This is a genomic window from Pandoraea captiosa (genome assembly GCF_902459775.1).
Classification (GTDB): Bacteria; Pseudomonadota; Gammaproteobacteria; order Burkholderiales; family Burkholderiaceae; genus Pandoraea; species Pandoraea captiosa.
The window spans coordinates 413,313-439,048 of the sequence record NZ_CABPSQ010000003.1 but is presented as its reverse complement, the minus strand read 5'-3'; the positions used below and the strand labels follow the sequence as shown (position 1 = coordinate 439,048).

The window sequence follows — 25,736 nt, the reverse complement described above, 5'->3', positions numbered from 1 at the left end:
GCAGAACAACAGGCAATACGACGGGAGCAGTGATGAAACGGGACGCTATCGAGAGTGCGGTGCGCGACGATGCCGAACGCCATGTGGGAAAAGTGGCGCTGGTGACCGGCGCGACCCGGGGAATCGGACTGGAAGTGGCGCGCGAGCTGGCCGAGGCGGGCATGACGGTGCTCGTGGGCGCGCGCGAGGAAGCGAAGGGCGACGAGGTCGTCGCACCGTTGCGCAAAGCGGGTTTTCAGGCGGAGACGCTCGTCATCGACCTGCTGCGCCCGGAAACGTTGCACGCCGCGGCGTATCGCATCGGCCGCTATCACGCGAGACTGGACGTGCTGGTGAACAACGCCGGTGTCACCGATCCGCGCGACGACACGCCGGAGAAGGCCTCCATCGAAGCCGTGGAGCGTGTGTTTCAGACCAACTTCTTCGGCACCTTGCGCGTGACGCAGGCGATGTTGCCGTGGCTGGCGCGTGCAGAGGCTGCGCGAATCGTGAACGTGTCGAGCGGTCTGGGGTCGCTGACCCACAACAACGACCCGGCGTGGGAGCACGCCGCGTTTCGGCAGATCGGTTTCAACGCGTCGAAGGCCGCGCTGAACATGCTGACGGTGCAACTGTCGCAGACGCTGCGCGACACGTCGATCACGGTGAATTCGGTCGATCCAGGCGCACCCGCCGATCTGGCCGTCGACGCGAACGGCAAGCGCGGCCGTCAGGGGCTGGCGGAAGGCACGCGCAGCGTGGTGATGCTCGCGCTCGGCGAGCGCGGACCGGTCACGGGCGGCTTCTTCGACCTCAAGGGCGATCTGCCCTGGTAAGTTTGCGCTGTCGGGACGTCCGCATCGCTTCGGACGTCCAAAGCAACACCCGCGGTAAAATGCGCAGCCCGACAGGGTGTCGTCCCGAGCGGCCGGCGCCATACGCCCAACTCCGGCGGGCCAGCGTCTTCCCAGTCACGTCCATGAATTGCCGACCTCATTGCGCGGCCTGTTGCATCGCGCCCTCCATCTCGACGCCCATTCCCGGCATGCCGAACGGCAAGCCGGCGAATACCCGCTGCGTGCAGCTCGACGACGACGACCGCTGCCGGATCTTCGGCAGCCCGCTGCGCCCGGCCGTATGCGGTTCGTTGCAGCCTTCGCGCGAGATGTGCGGTGACGATCGCGCGCAGGCGATTGCGTGGTTATCGACACTGGAAGCGATGACCGCGCCGGTCCCAGTCTTGATTAGGCAGACGTAGGGTCGTGTCGCAGGCGAGTGCTATAGTCGCGCGTGTCGGGCGTCTGGCGCCCTGAAGCGGAACGTCTCATGCCGGGTAACCCCTATTCCCATCCAGGTTGTCGTCAGCAGACCGACGGGCTTGCAACGCAAACGCCGTCAACACGCGTCGGTCGCGTGTCGCGTCGCCGCTGGCTGACGATGACGGGCGCCGCGGCCGTCGCGGCAGGACTTGCCGCTTGCGCGGGGCTGCCGTTCGGTAACGACTACACGTTTTCCGAGAGTCAGTTGCAGCGCGCGCTGGAGCGCAAGTTTCCGTTCGATCGCCGTGTGCTGGCGGTGCTCGACGTCAACCTCTCGCACCCGCGCCTCACGCTGTTGCCCGATCGCAACCGTCTGGCGGTGGCGGTGGACGCCACGGTGACGCACCCGCTCGGCGGTGCGCCGCTCACCGGCACGCTCGCAATAGACAGCGCACTTGCTTACGACCCGGCGACGTTGTCGGTGGTGCTGAGAGACCCCGAGGTCGAAACCTTTACCATCGACGGACTCCCCGAGCGCTGGTCGCGTCAGTTGAATGCGGCCGGTGCGCTGATCGCGACGCAGTTGTTGCAAGGCGCGCCGATCTACACGTTCAAGCCGGAGCAGCTCAATATCGGCGGCGCGATACGCCAGCCCGGCGCGATTACCGTGTTGGCGCATGGGGTGAACGTGAAGTTCGACACCCGATGAGTTCACGCGGCTCGCGCCCGGGCGTGCCTTCGCCGCCACCGTCGGTCATCCGCTCGATTCCCTAATTCCGATTACTCAACCTCTTCAGGAACGCATTGCATGGACTTGTTGCTGGCGCTCAAAGCCGTCATTCTCGGTGTCGTCGAAGGTCTGACCGAGTTTCTGCCGATCTCCTCGACGGGACACCTGATTCTCGTGGGCAGTCTGCTGAACTTCAACGACGAGAAGGGCAAGATCTTCGACATCGTGATTCAGTTCGGCGCCATTCTGGCCGTGTGCTGGGAGTTTCGCGCGAAGATCGCGCAGGTCGTACTGGGATTGGTTAGCAGCAGCAAAAGCAGTAGCAAAGCGCGGCGCTTTGCGGTGAATGTCATCATCGCGTGCCTGCCCGCCATCGTGCTCGGGTTGCTGTTCGGCAAGCACATCAAGGCGGTGCTGTTCAACCCGCTGGTTGTAGCGACGGCGTTCATCGTCGGCGGTGTGATCATTCTGATCGTGGAGCGTCACAATCGCCGCAATGCGGCAGCGGGCAACTTGCCGCGCGTCACCTCGCTCGACGACCTGAGCGCACTCGACGCACTGAAGGTCGGCTTCGCGCAATGCCTCGCGCTGGTGCCCGGTACGTCGCGCTCGGGGGCGACGATCATTGGCGGCATGATGTTCGGACTGGAGCGTCGCGTAGCCACCGAGTTTTCGTTCTTCCTCGCGATTCCGATTCTGTTCGGCGCGACGATCTACGAACTCTACAAGTCGCGCTCGATGCTGGCCGTCGAAGACTTCGGCCTGTTCGGCATCGGCTTTATCTTCGCGTTCATCAGCGCCTTCATCTGCGTGCGGTGGCTGTTGCGTTACATCGCGTCGCACGATTTCACGGCGTTCGCCTGGTACCGGATCGTGTTCGGTCTGATCGTGCTGGCGTCGGCGTACAGCGGGCTGGTCGTCTGGGCGGATTGAGTTCGTCGTCCGTTATCCGGACGCCGTATGACAAAAGGGCACCGCAGGGTGCCCTTTGTCTTTGCGCAGCGACGGCGTGCAACCGTCGCGCTTGCGTCGCGCTTGCGTCACGCTTTCGTCCCTCAGGTGCCGCTCACCCGCGTTTGCGGAACACCAGATCCCACACGCCATGACCGAGGCGCAAGCCGCGGTTTTCGAATTTCGTCACGGGGCGATAGTCCGGACGCGGGGCGTAATCGGCCGCCGTGTTCTCCAGCGAGGCTTCGCCACCGAGCACTTCGAGCATCTGCTCGGCGTACTCCTGCCAGTCCGTCGCACAGTGCAGATAGCCGCCCGGCTTCAAACGCGACGCGAGCAGCGCCACGAACGGCGGCTGCAGCAAACGTCGCTTGTGATGGCGCTTCTTGTGCCACGGATCGGGGAAGAACACGTGCACACCGTCGAGCGAACCTTCGGGCAGCATGTGCTCGACGACTTCCACTGCGTCGTGCTGGATGATGCGCACGTTCGCGAGCGGGGTCGTGCCGATGAGCTTGAGCAGCGCGCCCACGCCCGGCTCGTGGACTTCCACGCCGAGGAAATCGTCGTTCGGACGCAACTTGGCGATGTGCGCCGTGCCGTCGCCCATGCCGAAGCCGATCTCGAGGATGCGCGGCGCGTCGGCACGCCCGAAAGCCGCCGGCCAGTCGAGCGTCTCGGGCGCGTATGGCAGCACGAACTTCGGGCCGAGTTCGTCGAAGGCGCGCTTTTGCGCTTCCGAGCTGCGCCCCGCGCGACGCACGAAACTGCGAATGCGGCGCGGGTGCGCCACGCCGTCGGGGCCGACGTACGCATCGTCGCCGCCTTCGGCATGAGTGGGCGACGTACCGATATCGTCGTCGTCGTGAGCCGGTTGCGCGTCGTCAGCCGGCGGATGTCCGTGGTTCGTCATGGAAACAAAAAGCCGTCTGGACGACGGCTTGTCGAGGAATGCTGCGGCGGGCGGCAGCGTCGGCGGTAAGCCGGAGTCAGCGCCCAACACGATGATTTTCAATGGAAAAGTCCCGCGCTGCGGCAGCGGGAACGGGCTCGATTATCTACCGGAACGCCCTCCACTGGCAAGCCGACGCCCGCGCGGGCGCCCCGGCAACGACGTCGGTCCCGTCCCGGGCGACGGCGTCGCGCCGCATTCCGCGACGCTCGGCCCCGTTCCGTCGTCATCTGCCACCGCCTGATCCGTGACCGGGCGCTAGCGTGGGCGGACGACCTGCGTCTGTTCCGGTGCGACGGGTTGCCCGCTGGCGGACCTCGGCTGCAACTCGGCCAGTGGCTCGCCGGTGCGTGTGTCGATCAGCGTCGAGTGCCGCTCCTGTTCGCCGAACCGGTATTTCTCTCCCCACTGGCGCAGCGCCACGATCAGCGTGAAGAGTTCGCGGCCCTTCGGCGTGAGCACGTATTCCTGATACGACGTGCCGTCCGACGCGGGCTGCACCGACAGAATGCCCGCCTCCACCAGTGCGCGCAGGCGTGTCGTGAGCATGCTGCGGGCGACCCCCAGACTTCGCAGGAAATCGCCGAAGCGGCGCACGCCGTCGAAGGCGTCGCGCACGATGAGCAGGCTCCAACGGTCGCCAATCACGTCGACGGTGCGAGCCACGGGGCACGTGTCGAAGGGGGACGTGGGCATAACGGCGCGGATCTCGGGGCGGGTCTCGGTCATGAGTGTTCGTCTTCCCGGAAAGGACATCGGCAAAAATTAAGTTTCATTTTAAGACTGGTTTGGCTATGATCCAACCAGTCTTTATTTGAAACTGGTTTGGGGCACCGATCCGCCCCGGGAGCCGCTATGTCCTCGAATCCCTCCACGAACGCCGCATGCCTATCGACGGAGGCGACGATTTCGCCCGGCGCTTCTCGTCGCATGCCGCGCAGTCTCGTGTCGATCTTCGCGTGCGCAGCGGGCCTGAGCGTCGCGAACGTGTACTACGCCCAGCCGTTGCTCGACGCCCTCGCCAACGACTTCGGCATCTCGCAGGGCGCGGCCGGCGGCGTCATTACGGCCACACAGGTGGGTTGCGCGCTGGCGCTGCTGTTTCTCGTGCCACTGGGTGACCAATGGGAGCGACGTCGTCTGATGCTGGTGCAACTCGCATTGCTCACGGTGAGCTTGCTGGCGGTGTCGGCGTCGACCTCGGCGGCGGCACTGCTCGCGGGCATGACGTTCGTCGGCATGTTGGGCACGGCGATGACGCAGGGTTTGATTGCGTACGCGTCGAGTGCAGCGGGCGAACATGAGCGGGGGCGGGTCGTCGGGGCGACGCAGGGCGGCGTCGTGGTCGGCTTGCTGCTCGCGCGTGTGATGTCGGGGGCGATCGCGGACATCGCCGGGTGGCGCGGGGTGTACGTCGCTTCGGCGCTGGCGATGCTCGGGCTCGGCGCGGTGCTGTGGCGTGCGCTGCCGCGTCAGGCCGTTCCGGGGATATCGGTCGCATCGGCAGCATCGGGTGCATCGGTCACGCGACAGCGTTACATCGTATTGCTGATGTCGATGTTCGGTCTTCTGCGCTCGGAGCGTACATTGCAGATTCGCGGTGCGATTGCCCTGTTGATGTTCATGGCGTTCAGCATTTTCTGGAGTGCACTGGTGTTGCCGTTGTCTGCCGCGCCGTTCCATTTCTCGCATACGACGGTGGGCGCGTTCGGCCTTGTCGGTGCAGCGGGCGCGCTGGCAGCGGCGCGCGCGGGACAGTGGGCGGACCGGGGATGGGCGCAACGCACGACGGGTGTCTCGCTCGTGGTGCTCACGCTCTCGTGGCTGCCGTTAGCGGGCCTGCATGCGTCGCTGGTCTGGCTGGTGCTGGGGGTGTTGTTGCTGGATCTGGCGGGGCAGGCGATCCACGTCACCAATCAGAGCCTGATTTTCGCGGCACGCACGGATGCCCCGAGCCGACTCGTGGGCGCGTACATGCTGTTCTATGCCATGGGCAGCGGGCTGGGCGCGGTCGCGGCGACAGCGACTTATGCGGCCTATGGCTGGATCGGCGTATGCGTGCTCGGGGCAGGCGTGAGTGTCACTGCGTTGATGTTCTGGGCCGCAACGTTGCACGCGATGCCGCGCGGGTCAGCGAGCCTTGGCGCGTGACGGTCTGGACGGCGTGGCCGACTTCGCGGGCTTGGCCGACCTGGTCGGGGCGGGCGCGCGTGCTGCGGCCTTCACGCCGAAGACGCCCGTCGTCTCCATGTCTTCGAGCCACGAAAGGGCATCGGCGTGACGCAGGAAGTGGCGCAGATAGTCGGGCGAGACATCGTGCATGAGCGAGAGTGCGCGGTGCACGAGATGGCTCGAATTGAGCGGTCCGGCGTTCTCGGGCACTTGCGCGAGCGACTGGCGCAGGTTGCCGTCCGTGCTCAGCTTGGACCACGTCTCGCGGAAATATTCGAGGACGTCGAGGTCTTCGAAGGCGTCGTCCGTCGCGATGACCGTCGGCGTGATGGCGAGGGTCGGCGGCACGGACGGCGCTCGCTGTGTGACAGGGCGTTTCGGTAGCGTGTCGTCGCCGTGCGCCATTGCGGGGCCGGCCGACGGACTGCTTGGCGTCGATGTGCGACTCGGGGTCAGGGCGCGAGGGCTGTCGGACGTCGCGGCGCGCTCGCTCGCACCGACGCGTTGCGTCATGTCGCGCGCGAGCGCGGCCAGAGTTGCCGTCGTGGGTGACGTTGCGGCTGAAGTTGCGGCTGAAGTCGCGGTCGTCGTCTGACGCGAAGCGGCGCTCGGTCGGTCAGCGGCGTCGGACGTCACCGGTGCGACGTCCGCATCGGCACCTAGCGCGCCGCAGAATTCACGTGTGAGTGCCGCGAGGCGTTCGTCGAGCACGCGTCGCACGTCGCCGCTGAACGCGCCTGCACGACGCGAGAGCGCCTCGATGCGATGAAAGCGAACCGGGTCGCGCTTGTGGAGTCCCTGCGCGCGCCATGCATCGAGCTGTGCCGCGATAGCGTGCGCGTTGTCGCGCGGCCCGGCGGTGTCTGCCGGCGCTTCGGGAGGCACTTCCGGAGTCGCTTCCGGAGGCGTGTCGTCCGTCCGATCGCGCATCGCATCCGATTCGTCACGCATTCGGCTTCCCCGCGTTGCTCGCGCTGCTGCGCGGCATCGGTGCGATTTCCACGCGACGGTTCTTGGCGCGCCCGGCTTCGTCTGCGTTGGACGTCACGGGTTGCTCAGCGCCAAAGGCGGCAGAGAAAACGGAGGAGGGCGGTACACCTGCGGCGATCAGTTCGCGGGTGACGGTCAGTGCACGCTGCGCCGAGAGCTCCCAGTTGTCCGCAAACCGACGGTTCGTCTCGCGCACCTGCTGGTCGTCGGTGAAGCCGCTGACCATCAGAATCTCGTCGCTTGCGCGCAGATAGGCGGCGAGCGGTGCAGCCAGACTGCGCAGTACCTCGCGCCCCTGCGGCTGCAACTGGTCCGAGTTCAGCGCGAAGAGCACGTTGCCGCTAATGCCGATGCGCCCGTTCACCAGCGTGACACGACCGCCCGCAAGTGGTCCGGCAAGGGCTTTTTCCAGCGTCTCGCGCCGCTGCGTCTCGACCTGGCGCTCCTTAACCTCGCGTTCCAGCTTGGCCGACAGCTCGATCTGCACGCCGATCACGCCGAGCATGATGAGCACGAACGCGCCGAGCATCACCGACATCAGATCGCCGAAGACGGCCCACGTCGGCGCGGCGGCACCGACGTCGCCGTCCGAGATATCCGCGTCGAAATCGTCCTTCATGCTGCCACGCTACCCGGTTGGGCACCGGCCTGTGCACGCGTCTTTGCCAGTTCCTGAAGGTTCTCGAGAATCTGCTTCTGCGACATCACGCTCAGCTCCACCACTTCGCGCGCTTGCGCGACGTAATAGCCGAGTTGTTCGTCGCTGCGCGCCATCGACTTGTCGAGCGCCGCTTCAATGCGTTGCAGATGTTCGAGCAATTGCGTGTTCGATTCGCCGAAGGACTGCACGGCGGCGCCGAAGGCGTCGCCCAGGCTGGCGATTTCGATGACGCTGCCGGTGACTTGCGCTGAGGCCTGTGCGAGCTTTTCGGTTTGTGCCGCGATCGCGTCGCCGAGATTCGTCCCCGCGCGTTCGAGCAGTTGTGCGGAGGTCGTCACCAGTTCGTCGACGGCCGCGCGTTGTTCGTTGCCCGCATGCTTCACGGTGTCGAGCAGCGTGCCGAGTGTGTCGAGCAGTCGCGAGCGCTCTTCGAGCATGGCGTTGTCGCGCACCATGCTGTCCGAGAGCTTCTGGCGCAGCTCGCCGATGATCTCGGCGGCAGCTTTCGGCGCTTCCGAGGCGGTTTGGACCAGACGCGAGATTTCCGCGATGGTGTCGCTCGCGTTGGCCCGCGTTTGCTCGGACATCTCCAGAGCGGTGCGCGCGAGTGTGTCGCAGATCGCCTGTTGCTGGCTGGCCGTTTGCGCGCCGACCTGCTGCCATTCCGAGCGAAGCGTCGCGAGCGTGCCTTCGAGCGTGTCCGTCCAGGCGGACAGTCGCTGCGTTTCGCGCTCGGCCGTGGCGTCGTGGTGCGCCTGATTGGCGGCGCTTAGTGCTTGCAGCAGCGAGGCGCTGTGTTCGGTGAAGGCTTGTGTCGTGGCCGCGACGAGCTGTTGATTGCCGTCGGCCAGACGTTCGTTCGTGCGTGCGTGTTCGGCCACCGCGTCGCGCCACGTTTGCGCGACTTGGGTCGACGTCGAATCCATCTGTGCCGAGACGTCCTGCAACAGTTGCGACGCTCGCGCCTCGAAGGTGTCGGCGAAGCGGCCGAGCGCGGCGCCGAGATCGCGGGCGAGGGCATCGTTCGCCGACTGCTGCGCCGTGATCGCCTGCTTCCATTCGCCGGACACCACTGCGGCCGTCTCCGACACGCTGTGCATGGCGCCTTCCGTGCGCTGGCTAACGCCATCGATCAGATGCGCGGCGCGCTGCTCGAAGGTATCCGTGAAACGCGTGAGCGCGGCAGCGAGTTCGGCGTTCAGTGTGGCGTTCGCGTGCTGCTGCAACGCGATCGACTGGTCCCATGCCTGCGCGACGCGCTCGTGGGCGCTGCTCATGTTGCCGCTCGCAGCATCGAGCTTCGCGGCGACGTCACCCAGCAACGCATGGGAACGTGCTTCGAACGTCTGCGCGAAGCGCTCCAGCGCGGCGCCGAGCGATTGGGTGAGCGCGTCATGCGATTGCTGCTGCTGGCCCAGCGCCTGTTCCCATGCCTGGGCAACCGTGGTCTGCGCGGTAGCGATGCTGCCGGTAGCGTTGTCGAGTCGTGCGGCGACGTCTGCGAGCAAACCGGCCGAGCGCGTCTGGAACGACTCGGTGAACTGCGCGAGCGTTGTGCCCAGCGCCTTGGCGAGCGCATCGCTCGTCTGCTGCTGATGGGCGAGCGACGTTTCCCACGTCTGCGCGATACCGGCATGTGCGGCGCTGACCTGACCGGTCGTGGCTTCGAGGCGAGCGGCGACCTCATCCACCAGGCGGGCCGAGCGCGTCTCGAAGGTCTGCGCGAATTGCGTGAGCGCAGTGCTCAGACGTTCGGTGAGCGAATCGTTGGCGCGCTGCTGCGTGGCGAGCGACGTCTCCCAGGTCTGGGCGACACCGGCCTGCGCGCGACTCACATTCTCCGTTGCACTCTCGAGGCGTGTGGCGACATCGTCGACGAGTCGCGTCGAGCGCGATTCGAAGGTTTGCGTGAAGTCGCCCAGGGCAGCGCGCAGATCGGTTGCGAGCAATTCATTGGTGCGCAATTGAGCGTCCAGCGAATCCTTCCACACGTTGGCGACACGCGCCGTCGTCGCTTCGAAGCGATCTGACAGACCGTCCATGCGGTCCTGCACGGCGGCGGACACCGTCTGATGCCATGTGGCCGTCTCGCGTGCGAGGCTGGCCATGGTGGCCTCCACTTCCGGACGAATCGCCGCACCGGCCGCGCTCGCGGTGGTCGCGACGCTCTCCTTCAGGTACTGCTGCATGGCGCTGGTGAGTTGCGCATACGAGGCATCCGTTTTCGCATGGAGCGCATCCTGATTCGCCACGAGACGCTCGCCGAGCGCCTGACTCTGGCGCTCCATCGCCGCCATCATGTCTTGCAGGCGGTCGACGAGCGCGGGCATGAGCGTCGCTTGTTGCTGAAGCAGTTGCAGCGTCGTTTCGCGTTGATGTTGCTGGGAGAAGCCGCGCAGTGTGGTTACGATGCGGGCGTCGAGCGACTGGACGACCTGTGCGCGTTCCTTGCGCGCGAGGGCGGCGAGCAGGCCGAGCATGGCCGACGTTGCGACACCGGCGACGGATGTCCCGAAGGCGAAGCCGAGGCCCCGGACCGGCGAGGCGAGCGAGGCGCGGATGGCTTGCAGGTCCGTGGCGCCTTCGAGCGCGATGCCGGTGCCACGCAACGTGGCGGCCATGCCGAGGAAGGTGCCGAGCATACCGAGCAGCACGAGCAGGCCGACCAGGTAAGGCGTGAGCGCCGGGCCGGGCAGGCCGACGCGCTCGCCTTCGACGCGCAGTCGCACGGCAGTGCGCAGGCCGGCCGGCAGCGTGTCGAGCCACGACGGCAGCGAGGCGGGCGCAGCGTTCAGGCCGGCAACGGCGTTGGCAAGGGCGTTCGTCGACTGATGGAACCGCTTGAGTTCGAGCGCACCGATGAGGTAGACGGCGGCGATCAGCAGCGCGACGGCGAGCGCGAGGGTGTTGGTGCCGGCATAGCCGATGGCGATCCAGCCGACGACGGCCAGTCCTGCGACGAAGGCAACGAGATCAACGAGGTAGCGGGTCATGTTGTCCGGGTTCACTCATGTGTTCGCCGTGGGGAACCGAGGCGAGGGCGGCGATCAGCCCTTCGATCGGTTCCAGGCGGATATCCAGTTCTGCGAGCAAAACGCTCTGCATGTCCCGGTGGAAGGTGTCGAGCCAGGTGCCGGCGGGCGCGAGCGGTGGGGCGCCGGGTACGCGCGGGGCGGCCATCGTTGCCTGTTCCGTATCGCGCAGCCGCACGAAATGCCCTTCGAGCAAATTCGGCACGCTCGCGAGCAGTGTGCGCTCACGTGCGCCCATCACGCGTTCCATGACGGCATCGACGCTGGCGAGGCGAGCCCCGGCCGACGACTGCGTGGCCAACTGGGCACGCAGGCGGGTGCGCAGGGCGCTGATTGCCGTGTCCATCGTCTGTTGCGAGGTCGCGTAACGCTGTCGATACGCCGGAAATTCGGCGAAGGACGCAGCGCGCTGTCGCTCGGCGGCGCTCAGGGCGCGGATCTGCCCGCCCGGCGCGGCGGCCAGACCGCAATCGCGGGCGATGGCGGCCGCCAGGTCGACGCGAATCCGCGCAAGTTCGCTTGCCGGGTCGTGCGCAGCCGAACGCGCGCCGGGCGTTGCCGCCGACGGGTTGGCTTTGAGGGCCGACGACAAAGCGATGGCGTCGGTCCAGCCCAGCCACTGGCTCAGTCGGTCCGAGAGCGACGGCGGGGCCTCAGGGGGCACGAACGCGCTCAGACGGGCCAGCGAGCGTATGAGTGTTGGGGCGCTGATAACGGGACGCCGGGACACTTGCACCATTCCACTGGGGGGTCGAAAACCCAGCAGTTTACACTGCGCGCGCCATTCGACCCCCGACTGACCGGTCCGGCGAGGCTGGGCGGGCACCAGTGGGGTGCGCAAGGCCACATTCGGGCTTGAATTCCGGGAGCGGCAGACGAGAGGAGGTCGTGGCCTTCGGTCGCAGGACTGAATGCCGACGGGCGATCTTGCCGGGGCCGATCGCCCGTCAGGAGGTCGACTGTGATTTATCTCAGTTTTCAGGTGCCGACCCGAGGTTTATCGTTGACCCAACTCGCGACAAACGCGAAACAAACGAAACGAAACCGGAGGTGTGACATGGCTGCAATTGGACCGATCTGCGACGGACTGGTGATGCTGGGTACGTGGGCAAGCCGCGCTGCGCCGGTGGCGAAGTTCCTCAACGACGTGATGGCGCTGTTCTGATCGACCGTAACAACCCAATCGAACGAACCACTGGAGGTGTGACATGGCTGCAATTGGACCGATCTGCGACGCACTGGTGACCGTTGGCACGTGGGCGAGCCGCGCTGCGCCGGTCGCGAAGTTCCTCAACGATGTGATGGCGCTGTTCTGATCAACCGCAACAGCCGACTCAAACGAACCACGGGAGGTGTGACATGGGCTGGGGACTGATTTGCGACGGATTGGTGACGCTGGGGACGTGGGCGAGCCGGGCAGCGCCGGTGGCCAAGTTTTTCTCGGACGTCGCCGACCTGTTCATGTGATCGGCGACGCACGGAATCGATACCAATCGAGTTGACTCGACCGGGGCCTGAGGTTGGACGTCAGCTCAGGACGCAGAGCAAACCGTCTCGGGCGCTTGCGCGAGACCCGAGCGCAGGTAAGGCAAGAGACTGGCAAGACCCACGGCGGCCATGGCGGCGCCGATCCACAGCGGTGCACGCATGCTGTAACCGGCATCGATGGCGGCACCTCCGGCCCACGTGCCGAAGGCGAGGCCTGCCGTGATCACCGACGTGTGCATCGTATTGACGAGTGGCCCCGGCGCTGCGGCACGCATGACACGAGCCACCATGGCCGGATTGAGCGACACGCCCGTCAGACCGATGGCGGCGAACGCGGCAATACCGACCGGCGTGATCTGTGCCCAAAGCGCGAAGCTGATCAACGCGAGTGCGAGTACTGACAAACCCGCAACGAGTACCGTCAGCGTATGGCGGTCGGCGAAACGTCCGACGACGGCGTTGCCGATGATGTTGGCGATGCCATACATCGCCAGCAGATTCGGAATCGACGTGGCCGACACGCCGGCGACATTCAAAAAGATCGGCGAGAAGTAGCTGAAGGCAGCGAATGTTGCGCCGATGATCAACCCGCTGGTCGCAAATGCGGCCCACAGCGGACGATTGAGCAGCGATCGAAACTCCGCCGACAGGCTGATGACCTCTGCGTCCTGCTTTTCCCCCTTCGGCGCCCAGAGCGCCACGGCGATCGAGCAAAGCGCGGCAAGCACGGCGACGAGCCAGAAGCTGGCGCGCCAGCCGTAGTGTTGTTCGATGAAGGCGGTGAGCGGCACGCCGACCACGGGCGAGAACATCAGACCGCCGAGCACGAACGATGCGGCGCGTCCGCGAACCGACGGTGCAACGAGATCGGCGCAGAGCGTGAGCGCCACACCGAACGTCGCCGAACTGGCCACGCCCATGATGATTCGGGCGAGCGCCATCACTTCATAGCGCGTCGACACGGCGGCAAGCACGCCACCGGCAACGTTGATCGTCAGCAGCCAGACGAGCGCGCGCTTGTGTGGCGTGCGCAGCGCGAGCAGCAAGGCGGTAAGGACCGGGCCGCCGATGGTCATGCCCAGCGCGTAGAGCGAGATCAGATTGCCGATGTCGCCGATGCCAACGTTCATTGCGTGGGCGAGCGCGGGCATCATCCCCGCGACCATGAATTCCGCCGTGGTCATGGCAAAAACGGTGAGTCCTAATAGATAGACCACCGGTGGCATTGTGGATTTTTGCGTCATATCTTTAACGATCATTCCATATTTGCGGATGCGTAGGCGACCCGCTGGGGGTGAATGGGGTTATCCGTTGTTTTGGGTGGCTTGCTGCGCGAGAAGGAATTCGTTGCGGTGTGGGCGCGGGGCCGATGCGTCGGCGGGGCCTTGCGTCACAACTGATCGAGCGTGCCTTGCATGATGCCTTCGAGGAATGCGCGGTCGCAAACCGTGCGTCCCAGGGCGCGCAGACCGTAGTAGCTCGACAGGAACGTGCGAGCGACCACGACGGGCGAGCGCTCGGTGGAGAGTTCGCCGTTATGCTGGCCGACGGCGATCAGGTGCACGAGCACTTGTTCGATGCGGATGAAGTAAGCCTGACTGATCTGCCGGACTTTCTCGTCCTTGGCGCCACGCTCGAACGCTGCGAAAAGGGACATGCAGCCGCGTTGTTTGGCGGGATCGAGGTCTTCGTCGATACCGGATTGCAGCAGCGTGCGCAGCCGGTCCTTGACGAGGCCGGGGCCATTGAGAATGTCGACTTGCTTCTGAAGGCCGAGCGTCTGATAGCGTTCGAGCGCTTCGTGATACAGATTGAGCTTGCTGCCGAAGGCGTTGTAGAGGCTGCCGCGCCCGAGTCCGGTGCATTCGACGAGCGCCTGAGCCGACGTCCCTTCGTACCCGTTCGTCCAGAAGACGTCCATGGCGGCGTCGATGACGGCAGCATCGTCGAATTCTCTGGGTCGTCCGCTCATGAAGGGCCTCTTGGGTCTGGAGGGATGGAAAAAGCGGGGACGTATCAACGCCACCGTCCGATGGCGTGACTATAGGTTATTTTTGACTGAATGTTCAAATAACCGGATGTCGGTTGTGGAATTAGGGGGAAGGTCAGGGACGGAGGACAAGGCGGGCGACGCCAGAAAACGAAAAAGCCGTCGCAAGGACGGCTTCTTCAGGAATTCTTGGAGCGGGCGATGGGAACAGCACCCGGTCGCTAACTCGTTTATTACGAACGTCTTTTCCGATCCAAGCGTCACGGAATGGACTCGATTGTGGACTCAAGTCTTCGGCCTGGTCAACGCAAGCCGTTGCGGGTGATCCAAAGCGAGCCAAGCACATCCATCAACAGCCAGAGCATCGGATTTCATTCGGAAGTCTATCTGTCTACTGGCACACCACGCCACAGGTCGCAACGAACAGGCGAGCTGCGTCCTCAAAGGACTGGCTCTTCATCGACCGGTGCGGCCTCGTCTTTCACCCGCTCGATGAACCGCTTCATGGGCTCGGAGGGTTCGCCATGGCGGCGCAGCAGGTAGGTAGAGAGCATCGGTGGGGTGCCGGCCAGGGGACGAATGGAGATGTCCGGGCGCTGTAGCGTCTGCACCTGCGAGGCGATGGCGAAGCCGATGCCGTAGCCGGCGCCGACCAAGGTCAGCATCACGCCCAGGCTGGTCACTTCATCGACCAGCTTAAGTGGCGCGCCTGCGTCCTGCAGCAGCGCTTGAATCTGATGGCGGCAGCCCGATCCCGATTCGGGATGGCACAGAACCAACGGGAACTTCAGGGCTTCGGGCAGCGGCACCTGCACGTGCGCCAGCAAGGGGTGGCGTGCGGGCACGATCACCGACAGCGGATCGGTCCACACCGGCTCGGCGACGAGGCCATCATGTACCGCGTTTGACAAGGCAAAGCCGATGTCCAGCAGATCGTCGTGCAGCATCTTGAGCTGCTGCGCGAACGGCAGCTCGAAGACGCGAATCTCCAGCTCGGGCTCATCCTCGCGGCTGCGTGCCAGCAAGGTGGCGATGCGGGGCTGCGCCAGGCTGTCGCAGATCGCGATGCGCAGATGGCCCTGGTAGCCCTGTGCCGCCGCCTTGGCGCTCTTGACTGCCTGCTCCACGGTGGCCATCACGCGCCGGCATTCGCCGAGGAACACCTGGCCGGCCCAGGTCAGCCGCGTCAGGCGTGTGCTGCGGTCGAACAACTGCACGCCAAGCTGGCTTTCCAGGTCGCGCATCGCACGCGACACAGGTGATTGCTCGATGCCCAGACGCTCGGCTGCACGGGCCAGATGCAGTTCTTCCGCAACTGCGACGAAGTAACGCAGCAACCTGAAATCCAAGGCCACCTCCTGTTTGTCTTCTTCTGGTTCGGCCTATCGGGCGCCAGCATCTTCATCCGCATCCCGTTAGCACCTCCTTCGATGGCATCGCGTCGAAGCACTCATGCCCGCCGGGAACAGGCCCGTCGCCGACACGCGCGGAACAGGCCGGCGCACACAGCCCGGGCATGGAATGCTGATGGTCAGTGTGCTGCGTCCGCAACGCTGGTAAATCAGCCAGTGTGCCGGGCACGCGCGCAGGCGCGCACGCGGGCTGGTGTCCGCGATCGGTGCAGCCGACGACGACACGCCGGCGTCAGGGCGGGCGTGCCGATGCAGTTTCATGGGGGTGTCTTTCGGCTCACCCCGGTCATGGCCTGGTCGGTCACGAAGCTCAGCTCCAACACCCCAGACTTCTGCGTAGCCGCCATCCCCTGGGCGACGCGCTCGTAGATACACCAGGCGGTCGCCGCGGATGAAGTCCTCGGGCTGCGGGTGACGCGGCGCGGAGGCCTGCAGCCGCTGCGCGAGCTGCTCGTCGCCCATGCGTTCGTCGTTCCAGAACACGCTGCCGTGGGTGGTGACGGACAGGTTCGCCACGTCGGGCTTGATCGGCTTCACTCCATTCGGACACAGATGCTAATGAGAATTATTATTGATTGTCCGTGGTTTTGTGTGATATGGCAACACCGATGGAATAACCCGGCCTTGCCTGGACACTCGCCGCCTCGCCGGCGACTGAAGGCCGGATGGCGGCAACTGGAAGGCCTCTGTGACCGGCATCGCCACCGGGAAGCACTCATGCCGTTCCCTACGGCCAGAGCAATGGACTCCACTTTCTGGGGGGAAGTACATGAACTTACGCCATCTTCGCTGTTTCATCGCCGTGGCCGAGGAGTTGCACTTTGGCCGGGCGGCGCGGCGGCTGCATGTGGAGCAGTCGCCCCTGTCGCGCACGATCCGCCAACTGGAGGCGGACCTGGGCGTGGCGCTGCTGGAGCGCACGCCGCGCGGGGTGCGCCTGACCCCGGCCGGGCAGGTGTTCCTGGAGGAGGCCCGGCGCGTGCTGCTGACCCTTGAGCAAGCCCAGACCAAGACGCGGGCGGTGGCGGTGGGACACCGGGGCACCCTACGCATCGCCCTGGCCGGCGGCGTCGGGCGGACCCGGCTGTCGGCGCTGCTCGCGCTGTGCCGGGAGGAGGCGCCGGAAGTGGGCATCCGGCTGTTCGAGGCGCCGCTGTCGCAGGTGGTGGGCGGCCTGGGCAACGACTTGTACGACGCGGCCTTTGCGATGGCCGGCGAGATGGAGGCCGGGGTGGTCGCCAAGCCGGTGTGGCAAGATCCACTGGTGGTGGCCATACCGGCGCGGCACCCCTTGCTGGCGCACAAGCGGGTACCGCTGGACGAGGTGGTGGGCTACCCGCTGGTGCTGTGTCACCCGCAGGTTTGTCAGGAGTGCAGCCGGCAATGCGAGCGCCTGCTGCGCCTGGTGGAGACACCGCCGGTCGTGGCCGAGTACGTGACGACCCACTCGTTGATGCTGGCCCTGGTGGCGGCCGGCTATGGCGTGGGATTTTCCACCGCGGCGCACGCGGTGGCATGCCGGCAGGCGGACGTGATCGTCCGGCCGCTGGATGAGGACTCGGCGGCGTTGACGACCTACCTGCTACATCCCGAGGGCGCGATGTCGGAGCCGCTGCGCCACTTCATCGACCGTGCTCAGCGTGTCGGCCATATGCCGTTGGATACGCAACGGCTCGCATGAGGCTGCTTCAGGCGGGTTGGGGCGATGCCATTTTGGTCAAGGTGCCAGACCTGTTTTGTCATAGCGGGGTTCCATTGACGCGGTGCACGGGCGTGCTGCACTCAGGCTGCTCGCGCTTGCGGTTGGCATCCTGCGATGATACTTGCATGCCCATCGCGTCGCGTCACAGCGAAGACGCGCGGCGCAACAGTGCTTGCCGTATGCGCATCGGCTCTGGCGTGTTGAGCTGATCGCGCTTTACTGGGCGTTTTCCCCTGCAAAGACTTTGGCCTGGTAATCCGGGTCAGGCATGGTGCCCGCGAATGACGCTGGTGACAGCATGTTTCGCGGCTTGCGAATTGTGAGTGATGGCGCCATGCGCGGCAAGACGCACATCTCGCAACGAAACCGGCGGCATCGTCGATGCCACAGTCTTCGCCGCTTCGCCACTTGCTCGTTTCGCCCGGAGACTTCTGGACGGCCACGCACGTCGCCTGTACGGCGGGTGCGTGTGCGTGGACTCGGTGCGATGACGAATGGAGGCGCGCGATATGCCGAAGTCGAGCAGCCTGGCCGATGGTGCCAAGACCTACTACCGCCCGATCGAGGCGGCAATCCGCTGGAGCGGATTGCTGCGCTTCGAGCGGCGCATCCTGGCGACCTTGGGACAGCGGCCTCTACCGGAGGCAACGGAGTTTCCGCGCTGGCCGATGCTGCGGTTGAACACCGAAAGAATCTTCGATGCGCTGGCTCACGGCGAGATGCCGTATGGCAAGGAGGGTTTGGTGCGGGACACGCAGGGCCTGACGATGGACGACCTGTCGCTGACGGTGCGGCACGTCGACCTGAAAGCCTGGATGGCGCACTACTACCCCGGCGAGAAACCGGCGTTTCTGTTCGATGAGATCGAGCGTGCGCTTCACCCGGCGATCAGCCTGGACACAGTGGGCGCATTGCTGGCCGAGCGGGAAGCGATCAAGGCGCGGCTGGCGGAACACTTGGGCGTGCACGAGACGCTGCGCGCCGAGCACGAGGCGCTGCTGAAAACGCACGCCGACTACACAGCCGACGCAGAGCGTGCGAACACACCTGGGCCGCGCAGCGAATCGACCTACCTGAACATCGTTGGCGGGTTACTGACGCTACTGCTGGGCAAGTCTCCCAGCGGCATGCCGTATTCCAGCTTCCTGACGCAGGAAGCCATCATCAGCGCGATGGTGGCGCACCACGGCAACGCGATGGGCATCACCGAGCGCACGCTGCAGGCCAAGTTCGCACTGGCTCGGCGCAATCTGCAGAGCACAACTTCCTGAGCGATGCCAGACCGTATCTGCGGTCGCGGATGCCGCATTTGCGGTGTCTTTCCTCAGCGCGGCGTTCTTAAGGAAGGTCTGAACAACTCCCCCTTCCTGAGCGACAATGACGCAACCTGAGTGGGATGTCGATCATGCAGCTGACGTTCGGTGATGCGGAGGATCTGGGCCAGCGCAAGCGCACGCGGCGCGAGGTGTTCCTGGAGGAGATGGAGCAGGTGGTGCCGTGGAAGGCGCTGCTGGCGCTGATCGAGCCGCGCTACCCGAAGCTTGGCCGGCCGGGTCGGCAACCCTATCCGCTGGCGACCATGCTGCGGATCCACTTCCTGCAGCAGTGGTACGCGCTCAGCGATCCGGCGATGGAAGAGGCGCTTTACGACACCCCGGTGATGCGCCGCTTCGCGCAGCTGGGCGGGCTGGACGCGGTGCCGGATGAGACCACGATCCTCAACTTCCGCCGGCTGCTGGAGCAGCACGGGCTGGCGGCGAAGATGCTGGCCAGGGTCAATGCCAAGCTGGCGGACAAGGGCATGAGCCTGCGCGGCGGCACGATCGTGGATGCCACGATCATCGCCGCGCCCAGCTCGACCAAGAACAAGGATGGCGAGCGCGACCCGGAGATGCACCAGGCCAAGAAGGGCAATCAGTGGTTCTTCGGGATGAAAGCGCATATCGGGGTGGACGACGACTCCGGGCTGGTGCACCACGTCGAATGCACGGCGGCGAACGTGGCCGACGTGACCCAGGTGCACAAGCTGCTGCATGGCAAGGAAGACACGATCTGCGGCGACAGCGGCTACACCGGTGCGGACAAGCGCGAGGAGCTGGAAGGCATAGAGGCGGCGTTCTGGATCGCGGCCAAGCCCTCGACGATCAAGGCGATGAAGAACCAGCGCGAGCGCACCTGCGCCGAGCGCTGGGAGCATTTCAAGGCCGGCGTTCGGGCGAAGGTGGAGCATCCGTTCCGGGTGGTGAAGCGGCAGTTCGGTTACACGAAGGTGCGCTACCGCGGCTTGGCGAAGAACACGGCGCAGGTGCTGACACTGTTCGCGCTATCGAACCTGTGGATGGCGCGGCGACGTTTGCTGCAGCCGACGGGGTAAATCCGCCTGGTGGAGGGGGAAACCCATCCAAAACCGCCAGAAATGGCGAAAGAATGATCAAACCAAAGTCGATCCGGCGCTTTGGCGCTGAAATCCAGACATCAGGCAGCGTTGTTCAGACCATCCCAAAGTCGATCCGGCGCTTTGGCGCTGAAATCCAGACATCAGGCAGCGTTGTTCAGACCATCCTTAATGCGAGTCACGCCAATCAGCGCCACTGAGCGTTAAGGAGTGACCCTCATGTCTTCGCAGACCACCGCCACGGCGGCACCGACCGAGCACCGCATCCTGCGCCGCGCCGAGGTCGAAGCCAAGACCGGCTTCAAGCGCGCGCACATCTACAGCCTGATGAAGGAAGGCAAGTTCCCCAAGGCGCTTCGCTTGGGCGTGCGCGCGGTGGGCTGGGACTCGGTGGAGATCGAACAGTGGATCGCCGATCGCCTCAAAGAACGCGCCTGACGCTTCTTCTCGGTTCATGCCATTCGACGAGGAGAAGCCCATGCAGGTGGTGTCCATCATTTCGACCAAGGGCGGCGTGGGCAAGACCACGACGGCGGCCAACCTGGGCGGCTTCATCGCCGATGCCGGGCTGCGCGTGCTGCTGCTGGACCTGGACGTGCAGCCCACGCTGTCGAGCTACTTCACGCTGGACGTGCGCGCGCCCGGCGGCATCTACGAGATGCTGACCTTCAACGAGCGGCGCATCGAGCAACTGGTGTCGCGCACCGCGGTCGCGGGCCTTGACCTGGTGCTCTCCAACGACGACCGCGGCGAACTGAACACGCTGCTGCTGCACGCACCGGATGGGCGCCTGCGACTGCGCCATTTGCTTCCCGTCTTCCGCACGCACTATGACTTGCTGTTGATCGACACGCAGGGCGCGCGCAGTGTGCTGCTGGAGATGGCGGTGCTGGCGTCCGACCTGGCACTGTCGCCGGTGACGCCGGAGATTCTGGCCGCGCGCGAACTGCGCCGCGGCACCCTGCAACTGATCGAGGACATCGCGCCGTATCGGCACCTAGGCATCGAGCCGCCACCGCTGCGCCTGCTCATCAACCGTGTGCATCCGGTGTCGTCGAACGCGCGGCTGGTCCAGCAGGCGCTGCGACAGGTGTTCCAGGAACAGGCCGGCGTGCAGGTGCTGGGCACCGACGTGCCGGCCATCGAAGCCTATCCGCGCGCTGCGACACGAGGATTGCCGGTGCACCGGGTGGAGTACCGGCAGCCGGCTGGGCGCACGGCGCCCGCGGCGCTGGAGACCATGCGCACGCTGGCCGGCGAGCTGTTCCCCGCGTGGCGGGAGCGCTTCGCGCTGGTCACCGGCCGGGCCGATGCGGGAGGGGCCGGCCATGGCGAGCGCGCATGAACTGGCGCGCGGCCGCGAACGGCTGCGCGCGCTGATCGAGTTCGCGCTGGGCGAAGGCTGGCGCGTGGTGCGCACGTCCGGCGGGCACCTGAAATTCACGAAGCAAGGCTGCGCGTCGATCTACACCAGCTCGACGGCGAGCGACCACCGTGCTGACCGCAATGCCCGCGCGCAACTTCGCCGCGCCGACCGGCTGGCGCAGGAGAACGGCCGTGGCTGAGCTGACGCCGCAGGACATGGCTGCCAAGCTGCTGGCCACCGGCTTCGAGCGCAGCGGCCCTTCGGCCGCGACCTTGAGCGACCCCATCGCCGACACGCCGATGGTGGTGACGCTGGACCAGTTGCGGCCCTACGACCACGACCCGCGCGTGACGCGCAACCCGGCCTATGCGGAGATCAAGGCGTCCATCCGCGAACGCGGGTTGGACGCGCCCCCTGCGATCACGCGCAGGCCGGGCGAGGCGCACTACATCATTCGCAACGGCGGCAACACGCGGCTGGCGATCCTGCGCGAGTTGTGGAGCGAGACCAAGGAGGAGCGCTTCTTCCGCATTGCGTGCCTGTTCCGCCCGTGGCCGGCGCGCGGCGAAATTGTGGCGCTGACCGGGCATCTGGCCGAGAACGAGCTGCGCGGCGGGCTGACCTTCATCGAGCGGGCGTTGGGCATCGAGAAGGCGCGCGAGTTCTACGAGCAGGAAAGCGGCCAGGCGCTGTCGCAGAGCGAACTCGCGCGGCGACTTACTGCCGACGGCTATCCGGTGCCGCAGTCACACATCAGCCGCATGAACGATGCGGTGCGCTATCTACTGCCGGCGATCCCGACGCTGTTGTACGGCGGATTGGGCCGGCATCAGGTGGACCGGCTCGCGGTGCTGCGCAAGGCGTGCGAGCGCACCTGGGAGCGGCGTGCACTGGGCCGCACCGTGACCGTGGACTTCGCCACCTTGTTTCAGGACGTTCTGACACAGTTCGACACACAGCCGGACGACTTCTCGCCGCAGCGGGTGCAGGACGAGCTGGTCGGCCAGATGGCCGAGCTGCTGGAAGCGGACTACGACACGCTGGCGCTGGAGATCAACGACAGCGAAAGCCGCCAGCGTGCGCTGACCAGCGAACCGGCGGCGCCGACGCCGCCGGCAGCGCCTGTCGCGCCTGCTGGTCCTCTCCCGCCGGTCTCCGCGCCTCAGCAGCCACCCGCCTCGTCTGTGCCGCGCGACACCACGCCGGTCGCGCCTTCGGCGCCAGCAGCGACACCGCCTGCATGGCCCGAAGCGCCGGAGGACCAGCACGGGCAACGCGACGAGCGCCTGCAAGGGCACATCGTGACACCGGCACCGACCACCGAGCGCTTGCAGTCCATCCAGCGGATGGTCGCGGACCAGCTCGGCGACAAGCTGCCCGACTTCGAGGCCGATGCGCTGCGTGCGATCCCTGTGCAGGCGGGCGGGCTCTATCCCATCTCGGACGTCTGGTACATCGAGCCGGGGCTGGACGCGCCGGATCGGCTGCGGGTGCACATCGCGCAGTTCGCGCGCGAGATCGCCGGGGATGCGGCGGTAGCCGACTACATCGAGGCCAGCGACGGCGGCATCGGCTTCGTCTGCGTGGCGCCGGCCGTGGGCCAGGCGAAGGTGCTGCCGGCGTTCGCGCGGGCGGTGCTGACCCTGCTGCATGCGCTGAGCGCGGCGCCGCCCGCCGCGAACGGATTGGACCGCGCGCGGCTGGCCGACGAGCTGGCGGCGCTGCTCCATGGCCATGGCGGCTCGGCCACACGCCTGAGCGATGCTGCGCTGGTGAAGCTGTTCCGTCTGCTGCGCCTGGCGCGCCGGCTGCTGGATCTGGAAGCCGGCGTAGCGAGCCAGGATTCCTGAGCGCAGGAGGCTCCCGTATGTCGGCACCGCACCCGCTCAACCAGGCCGTGATCGCCCAGGCCCTGCATGACCTGCGCAACGGCCAGTTGCGCCGCTGCAAGGCCATGGGCTTCGGCGAGGAGGAGCTGGATGCGCTGAAACACCCCGAGCTCGTGAGCATGCTGGTGAATGCCACGGTGTCGTGGTGTTCGGTGTCGGTGAACCGGGAAGTGTTGAAGCGGCTGCTGAGCCAGGTGCACGACGTGGAGCGGGAGATCGCCACGGTGGACCGCATGCTGCGCCTGGGGGCGAGCACGGAGATGGTCAGCAAGTTCTACGGCCTCACGCATCAGGAAGTGGCGCTGCGCCGCGACATCCTCAGGCTGCCCAAGCGCAAGGGCCGGCATCCGGTGCTCGACGAGGCGCAGGACGTGGCCTTGTGGGAGCGCTGGAAGGCCGGCGTCGCCGAGCGCCATATCGCCCTGACCGACGACATGGCGATGCTGGCGCTGACCATGGACCTGGCCGAGGCCATGACCCTGCCCATGTCGGTGATCTGGTCGGCGATACGGAACTGGATCGACCAGGGGCTGGTGTAGCCATGACCACGGGCAGCGCATCACGGCGCGATGGCCCGGTTGCGCTGTCGGCGTTGTTCGACGAGGCGCTGCGGCACCTTGAGCCGAAGGAACCGGCGCAGGGCACGGCGCCGGCCGCCGACGGTTTCCTCTACAGCGGCAACCGCCATGAGAGCGTGCCGCGCAGGCTGTTCCTCGACCGGCGCCTGACGCCGCTGGAGCGCAACGCCTGGCAGGTGTTCCGCCTGCAGCTCAACGACGACGGCGTGACCGCCTTTCCCACCTACGACCAGCTCCGCCCCTATCTGGCGTCCATGCCCTGTGCAGCGCAAGCCTCGCACGAGACCGTGGCGCGCGCCTTGACGCTGCTGCGGCTGACGCGCTGGCTCAGCCTGGTGCGGCGGCGGCGCGACCCGAAGACCGGCCGCATCCAAGGCAACCTCTACGTGCTGCACGACGAACCGCTGTCGCCCTTCGAGGCGATGCAGCTCGATGCCGACTACCTCGGCCTGGTCAGCCAGGCGCTGACCCATGCCGCCAAGGCGGTACAGATCGTGGGCATGAACACGCTCAAGGAGATTGCCGAAGACCCGCTGCTCAGCGGCCGCACATTGCCGACCCGCTTGCAGGTGCTGGCGCAGCGCATGGCGCTGCATGGCTGGACGACGCCAGGTTATCCACAGGAGGGTGCGGACCACGAATCCGAAGAAGGCCAGGAAGCCCTTCTTCGGAATGCTGCGCGCCCGTCTTCGGAATCCGAAGCAGGACCGAAACCCGCGCCGGACGGCTCTCTTCGGATTCCGAAGGAGGGCCGTACAGTACGTAATGATCGTATAAATGAAGTACGTACAGTACCGCGCGCGAGGGCCTTGCAGAACCTGCGGCTACCCGAGCGTTTCCTGCGCTTGAAGGACGAGCAGCAGGCCGGCGCGCTGGTGGCGCTGCAGCAGGTGGACGAGGCGCAGAGGCAGGCCGTTCTCGACGAGTGGGCGGCACGTTGCCACAACAGCGCGGTACGCAACCCGGCCGGCTACCTGTTTGGCATCATCCAGAAGGCGATCCGCGGGGAGTTCAAGGCCTGGGCCGGAGAAAGTGCATCGGCACCGCCAGCGCCCCCGTCACCTGCGCCCTCGTCACCGCCGGCATCCCGTGCGGCTGACCCCGAGGTCGCACGAGCCTACCTGGCTCAGCTCCGAGAAGCCTTGCGTGATCGCTGATGTTGACTATCCCCAGGGGATAGCTGGAACAGACATCTTTCCGCCGCGCTCGATTGTCGCCCGCCGAATGACAGGCGAAACTGTCGCCTGTGAATCAGACGAGGACAGCCACGCACGAGCCCGGCCGACGATCGACATGACGACTTCCCCCGCCACAAACGCACTGCAACCACTACAGCAAGACGTTCAGCGCTTGCTGGGCAGATGCCTGTTGCGCCTTCAACAATACGAGCGCCTCATGAAAGCCATCGTGGCCCACCACGAGATTTCAGGCCCGGCGCATTCGCTGGAGGCCATTCGCGCAGCGCGGATTGAAGATGCCGCGACCAAGACCCTGGGCACGTTGGTCGGACAACTGTTTGGTTCGTATGTCGTCACCGATGGAAATGGCGGCGAGGAACGCGACGACGATCTTCCCGGCGACGTGATTTCCTTTCGCACGCGCGTGCAACTGAGCCTGTCTGCGCAGGACTACGCCAACACCCAGGCCGACCTCAAAGACCTGGTATCGCTGCGCAACACCCTGGTGCACCACTTCATCGATCAGCACGATCTATGGACCGTGGACGGGTGCCGCGTTGCACAGGACGAACTCGGTTCCGCCTACACGCGCATCGATCAACACTTCGAGCAGCTGCGCGGCTGGGCCGAGCACATGGATCAGGCGCGGCGCCTGGCAGCGGAGTTCGTCCAGTCGGATGTGTTCCACGACCTGGTGGTCAATGGCATCGCGCCGGACGGCACGGTGGACTGGCCGGCCGCCGGCATCGTCCGCGCGCTGGGCGAGGCCGCCGCGCAGTTGGCCGTCGAGGGCTGGACACCCATCGCCGCCGCTGGCCGCTGGATCGCGGACCGGCATCCCGAGCAGCTTCCAGCCAAGTACGGCTGCAGCAGTTGGCGGCAGGTGGTGCATGAGTGCCGCCTGTTCGAGCTTCGCTACCGTGAGGTGGAGGGGCAACGGGCCGCCTGGTACAGACCTCGCGAAGCATAGCCCCGCAACGCGGTCTCACCTCCGCGCGAGCCGCGAACACAT

General features: G+C 65.9%; 26 protein-coding genes. 16 read left to right on the top strand and 10 right to left on the bottom strand.

The features are described from left to right. Nucleotides 1–32 precede the first annotated feature (32 nt). From PCA31118_RS12590 to PCA31118_RS12575, 4 genes are all read left to right on the top strand, one after another. Complete coding sequence (locus PCA31118_RS12590) at nucleotides 33–815, top strand: SDR family NAD(P)-dependent oxidoreductase (RefSeq protein ID WP_150625529.1); 783 nt, start codon at nucleotides 33–35, stop codon at nucleotides 813–815. Between the two features lie 143 nt (nucleotides 816–958). Continuing rightward, a complete protein-coding gene (locus PCA31118_RS12585; protein WP_150625528.1) occupies nucleotides 959–1,237 on the top strand; it encodes a YkgJ family cysteine cluster protein in 279 nt (92 codons plus the stop codon). A 68-nt stretch (nucleotides 1,238–1,305) separates the two neighbouring features. After that, nucleotides 1,306–1,947 carry a DUF1439 domain-containing protein gene (locus tag PCA31118_RS12580; protein ID WP_150625527.1) on the top strand — a complete coding sequence of 214 codons (642 nt, stop codon included), beginning with the start codon at nucleotides 1,306–1,308 and terminating at the stop codon, nucleotides 1,945–1,947. A 99-nt stretch (nucleotides 1,948–2,046) separates the two neighbouring features. Beyond that, on the top strand, nucleotides 2,047–2,901 hold the full coding sequence (locus PCA31118_RS12575; protein ID WP_150625526.1) for an undecaprenyl-diphosphate phosphatase: 855 nt from the start codon (nucleotides 2,047–2,049) through the stop codon (nucleotides 2,899–2,901). A 133-nt stretch (nucleotides 2,902–3,034) separates the two neighbouring features. On the opposite strand, the gene trmB is transcribed toward PCA31118_RS12575, so the two are convergent. After that, complete coding sequence (trmB, locus tag PCA31118_RS12570; RefSeq protein WP_150625525.1) at nucleotides 3,035–3,832, bottom strand: tRNA (guanosine(46)-N7)-methyltransferase TrmB; 798 nt, start codon at nucleotides 3,830–3,832, stop codon at nucleotides 3,035–3,037. A 297-nt stretch (nucleotides 3,833–4,129) separates the two neighbouring features. Continuing rightward, nucleotides 4,130–4,600, bottom strand: a complete 471-nt coding sequence (locus tag PCA31118_RS12565; RefSeq protein ID WP_246190203.1) for a winged helix-turn-helix transcriptional regulator — start codon at nucleotides 4,598–4,600, stop codon at nucleotides 4,130–4,132. Nucleotides 4,601–4,801: 201 nt separating this feature from the next. On the opposite strand from PCA31118_RS12565, the gene PCA31118_RS12560 reads away from it, so the two are divergent. Continuing rightward, nucleotides 4,802–6,022, top strand: a complete 1,221-nt coding sequence (locus PCA31118_RS12560) for an MFS transporter (protein WP_150625684.1) — start codon at nucleotides 4,802–4,804, stop codon at nucleotides 6,020–6,022. Here the strand turns inward: PCA31118_RS12560 and PCA31118_RS12555 are convergent. The 8 genes from PCA31118_RS12555 to PCA31118_RS12520 all read right to left on the bottom strand — a co-directional run bounded on the left by PCA31118_RS12555 (nucleotide 6,002) and on the right by PCA31118_RS12520 (nucleotide 16,153). Continuing rightward, nucleotides 6,002–6,994, bottom strand: coding sequence for a DUF2894 domain-containing protein (locus tag PCA31118_RS12555; protein ID WP_150625524.1), 993 nt, complete (start codon nucleotides 6,992–6,994; stop codon nucleotides 6,002–6,004). The genes PCA31118_RS12560 and PCA31118_RS12555 overlap by 21 nt on opposite strands. Continuing rightward, nucleotides 6,987–7,652, bottom strand: a complete 666-nt coding sequence (locus tag PCA31118_RS12550; RefSeq protein ID WP_150625523.1) for an OmpA family protein — start codon at nucleotides 7,650–7,652, stop codon at nucleotides 6,987–6,989. The genes PCA31118_RS12555 and PCA31118_RS12550 overlap by 8 nt, the downstream gene beginning before the upstream one ends. Next, nucleotides 7,649–10,687, bottom strand: a complete 3,039-nt coding sequence (locus PCA31118_RS12545) for a DUF802 domain-containing protein (protein ID WP_150625522.1) — start codon at nucleotides 10,685–10,687, stop codon at nucleotides 7,649–7,651. Before PCA31118_RS12545 ends, PCA31118_RS12550 begins: the two co-directional genes overlap by 4 nt. Continuing rightward, complete coding sequence (locus PCA31118_RS12540; RefSeq protein ID WP_150625521.1) at nucleotides 10,668–11,465, bottom strand: DUF3348 domain-containing protein; 798 nt, start codon at nucleotides 11,463–11,465, stop codon at nucleotides 10,668–10,670. The genes PCA31118_RS12545 and PCA31118_RS12540 overlap by 20 nt, the downstream gene beginning before the upstream one ends. Before the next feature lie 793 nt (nucleotides 11,466–12,258). Further along, the gene (locus PCA31118_RS12535) at nucleotides 12,259–13,440 is read right to left on the bottom strand and encodes an MFS transporter (protein ID WP_150625683.1); all 1,182 of its coding nucleotides are present in this window, start codon (nucleotides 13,438–13,440) and stop codon (nucleotides 12,259–12,261) included. Nucleotides 13,441–13,604: 164 nt separating this feature from the next. Continuing rightward, nucleotides 13,605–14,186 carry a TetR/AcrR family transcriptional regulator gene (locus PCA31118_RS12530; protein ID WP_150625520.1) on the bottom strand — a complete coding sequence of 194 codons (582 nt, stop codon included), beginning with the start codon at nucleotides 14,184–14,186 and terminating at the stop codon, nucleotides 13,605–13,607. Nucleotides 14,187–14,644: 458 nt separating this feature from the next. After that, entirely contained in the window at nucleotides 14,645–15,553 is a 909-nt protein-coding gene (locus PCA31118_RS12525) for a LysR family transcriptional regulator (protein ID WP_174990442.1), read from the bottom strand. 66 nt (nucleotides 15,554–15,619) lie between these two features. After that, entirely contained in the window at nucleotides 15,620–16,153 is a 534-nt protein-coding gene (locus PCA31118_RS12520) for an ExbD/TolR family protein (protein WP_150625518.1), read from the bottom strand. 232 nt (nucleotides 16,154–16,385) lie between these two features. On the opposite strand from PCA31118_RS12520, the gene PCA31118_RS12515 reads away from it, so the two are divergent. From PCA31118_RS12515 to PCA31118_RS12465, 11 genes are all read left to right on the top strand, one after another. After that, complete coding sequence (locus tag PCA31118_RS12515; RefSeq protein WP_174990441.1) at nucleotides 16,386–17,297, top strand: LysR family transcriptional regulator; 912 nt, start codon at nucleotides 16,386–16,388, stop codon at nucleotides 17,295–17,297. Nucleotides 17,298–17,827: 530 nt separating this feature from the next. Continuing rightward, entirely contained in the window at nucleotides 17,828–18,589 is a 762-nt protein-coding gene (locus PCA31118_RS12505) for an ATP-binding protein (protein ID WP_049284943.1), read from the top strand. A 134-nt stretch (nucleotides 18,590–18,723) separates the two neighbouring features. Next, nucleotides 18,724–19,692 carry an IS5 family transposase gene (locus tag PCA31118_RS12500; RefSeq protein ID WP_150625516.1) on the top strand — a complete coding sequence of 323 codons (969 nt, stop codon included), beginning with the start codon at nucleotides 18,724–18,726 and terminating at the stop codon, nucleotides 19,690–19,692. Nucleotides 19,693–19,745: 53 nt separating this feature from the next. Then, on the top strand, nucleotides 19,746–19,913 hold the full coding sequence (locus tag PCA31118_RS27025) for a hypothetical protein (protein ID WP_174990440.1): 168 nt from the start codon (nucleotides 19,746–19,748) through the stop codon (nucleotides 19,911–19,913). Nucleotides 19,914–19,932: 19 nt separating this feature from the next. After that, nucleotides 19,933–20,151 (top strand): AlpA family transcriptional regulator, encoded by a 219-nt coding sequence (locus PCA31118_RS12495; protein ID WP_016446183.1) that lies wholly within the window; start codon nucleotides 19,933–19,935, stop codon nucleotides 20,149–20,151. Between the two features lie 40 nt (nucleotides 20,152–20,191). Continuing rightward, nucleotides 20,192–21,058 carry a ParA family protein gene (locus PCA31118_RS12490; RefSeq protein WP_150625515.1) on the top strand — a complete coding sequence of 289 codons (867 nt, stop codon included), beginning with the start codon at nucleotides 20,192–20,194 and terminating at the stop codon, nucleotides 21,056–21,058. Further along, complete coding sequence (locus PCA31118_RS12485; RefSeq protein ID WP_150625514.1) at nucleotides 21,042–21,278, top strand: type II toxin-antitoxin system HicA family toxin; 237 nt, start codon at nucleotides 21,042–21,044, stop codon at nucleotides 21,276–21,278. The genes PCA31118_RS12490 and PCA31118_RS12485 overlap by 17 nt, the downstream gene beginning before the upstream one ends. After that, nucleotides 21,271–22,929: a ParB family protein gene (locus tag PCA31118_RS12480; RefSeq protein WP_150625513.1), complete on the top strand. Its 1,659-nt coding sequence runs from the start codon at nucleotides 21,271–21,273 to the stop codon at nucleotides 22,927–22,929. Before PCA31118_RS12485 ends, PCA31118_RS12480 begins: the two co-directional genes overlap by 8 nt. A gap of 17 nt (nucleotides 22,930–22,946) precedes the next feature. Then, nucleotides 22,947–23,507 (top strand): DUF2857 domain-containing protein, encoded by a 561-nt coding sequence (locus PCA31118_RS12475; protein WP_150625512.1) that lies wholly within the window; start codon nucleotides 22,947–22,949, stop codon nucleotides 23,505–23,507. A gap of 2 nt (nucleotides 23,508–23,509) precedes the next feature. Beyond that, nucleotides 23,510–24,703, top strand: a complete 1,194-nt coding sequence (locus PCA31118_RS12470; protein WP_150625511.1) for an STY4528 family pathogenicity island replication protein — start codon at nucleotides 23,510–23,512, stop codon at nucleotides 24,701–24,703. Nucleotides 24,704–24,941: 238 nt separating this feature from the next. Next, complete coding sequence (locus tag PCA31118_RS12465; protein ID WP_174990439.1) at nucleotides 24,942–25,694, top strand: OST-HTH/LOTUS domain-containing protein; 753 nt, start codon at nucleotides 24,942–24,944, stop codon at nucleotides 25,692–25,694. Nucleotides 25,695–25,736 lie beyond the last annotated feature (42 nt).

Bases quoted from the DNA above. Each gene is read 5' to 3' on its own strand.
- PCA31118_RS12590 (WP_150625529.1), top strand. From the start codon at position 33: ATGAAACGGGACGCTATCGAGAGTGCGGTGCGCGACGATGCCGAACGC.
- PCA31118_RS12585 (WP_150625528.1), top strand. From the start codon at position 959: ATGAATTGCCGACCTCATTGCGCGGCCTGTTGCATCGCGCCCTCCATC.
- PCA31118_RS12580 (WP_150625527.1), top strand. From the start codon at position 1,306: ATGCCGGGTAACCCCTATTCCCATCCAGGTTGTCGTCAGCAGACCGAC.
- PCA31118_RS12575 (WP_150625526.1), top strand. From the start codon at position 2,047: ATGGACTTGTTGCTGGCGCTCAAAGCCGTCATTCTCGGTGTCGTCGAA.
- trmB (WP_150625525.1), bottom strand. From the start codon at position 3,832: ATGACGAACCACGGACATCCGCCGGCTGACGACGCGCAACCGGCTCAC.
- PCA31118_RS12565 (WP_246190203.1), bottom strand. From the start codon at position 4,600: ATGACCGAGACCCGCCCCGAGATCCGCGCCGTTATGCCCACGTCCCCC.
- PCA31118_RS12560 (WP_150625684.1), top strand. From the start codon at position 4,802: ATGCCGCGCAGTCTCGTGTCGATCTTCGCGTGCGCAGCGGGCCTGAGC.
- PCA31118_RS12555 (WP_150625524.1), bottom strand. From the start codon at position 6,994: ATGCGTGACGAATCGGATGCGATGCGCGATCGGACGGACGACACGCCT.
- PCA31118_RS12550 (WP_150625523.1), bottom strand. From the start codon at position 7,652: ATGAAGGACGATTTCGACGCGGATATCTCGGACGGCGACGTCGGTGCC.
- PCA31118_RS12545 (WP_150625522.1), bottom strand. From the start codon at position 10,687: ATGACCCGCTACCTCGTTGATCTCGTTGCCTTCGTCGCAGGACTGGCC.
- PCA31118_RS12540 (WP_150625521.1), bottom strand. From the start codon at position 11,465: ATGGTGCAAGTGTCCCGGCGTCCCGTTATCAGCGCCCCAACACTCATA.
- PCA31118_RS12535 (WP_150625683.1), bottom strand. From the start codon at position 13,440: ATGCCACCGGTGGTCTATCTATTAGGACTCACCGTTTTTGCCATGACC.
- PCA31118_RS12530 (WP_150625520.1), bottom strand. From the start codon at position 14,186: ATGAGCGGACGACCCAGAGAATTCGACGATGCTGCCGTCATCGACGCC.
- PCA31118_RS12515 (WP_174990441.1), top strand. From the start codon at position 16,386: ATGAACTTACGCCATCTTCGCTGTTTCATCGCCGTGGCCGAGGAGTTG.
- PCA31118_RS12505 (WP_049284943.1), top strand. From the start codon at position 17,828: ATGCCGAAGTCGAGCAGCCTGGCCGATGGTGCCAAGACCTACTACCGC.
- PCA31118_RS12500 (WP_150625516.1), top strand. From the start codon at position 18,724: ATGCAGCTGACGTTCGGTGATGCGGAGGATCTGGGCCAGCGCAAGCGC.
- PCA31118_RS27025 (WP_174990440.1), top strand. From the start codon at position 19,746: ATGATCAAACCAAAGTCGATCCGGCGCTTTGGCGCTGAAATCCAGACA.
- PCA31118_RS12495 (WP_016446183.1), top strand. From the start codon at position 19,933: ATGTCTTCGCAGACCACCGCCACGGCGGCACCGACCGAGCACCGCATC.
- PCA31118_RS12490 (WP_150625515.1), top strand. From the start codon at position 20,192: ATGCAGGTGGTGTCCATCATTTCGACCAAGGGCGGCGTGGGCAAGACC.
- PCA31118_RS12485 (WP_150625514.1), top strand. From the start codon at position 21,042: ATGGCGAGCGCGCATGAACTGGCGCGCGGCCGCGAACGGCTGCGCGCG.
- PCA31118_RS12475 (WP_150625512.1), top strand. From the start codon at position 22,947: ATGTCGGCACCGCACCCGCTCAACCAGGCCGTGATCGCCCAGGCCCTG.
- PCA31118_RS12470 (WP_150625511.1), top strand. From the start codon at position 23,510: ATGACCACGGGCAGCGCATCACGGCGCGATGGCCCGGTTGCGCTGTCG.
- PCA31118_RS12465 (WP_174990439.1), top strand. From the start codon at position 24,942: ATGAAAGCCATCGTGGCCCACCACGAGATTTCAGGCCCGGCGCATTCG.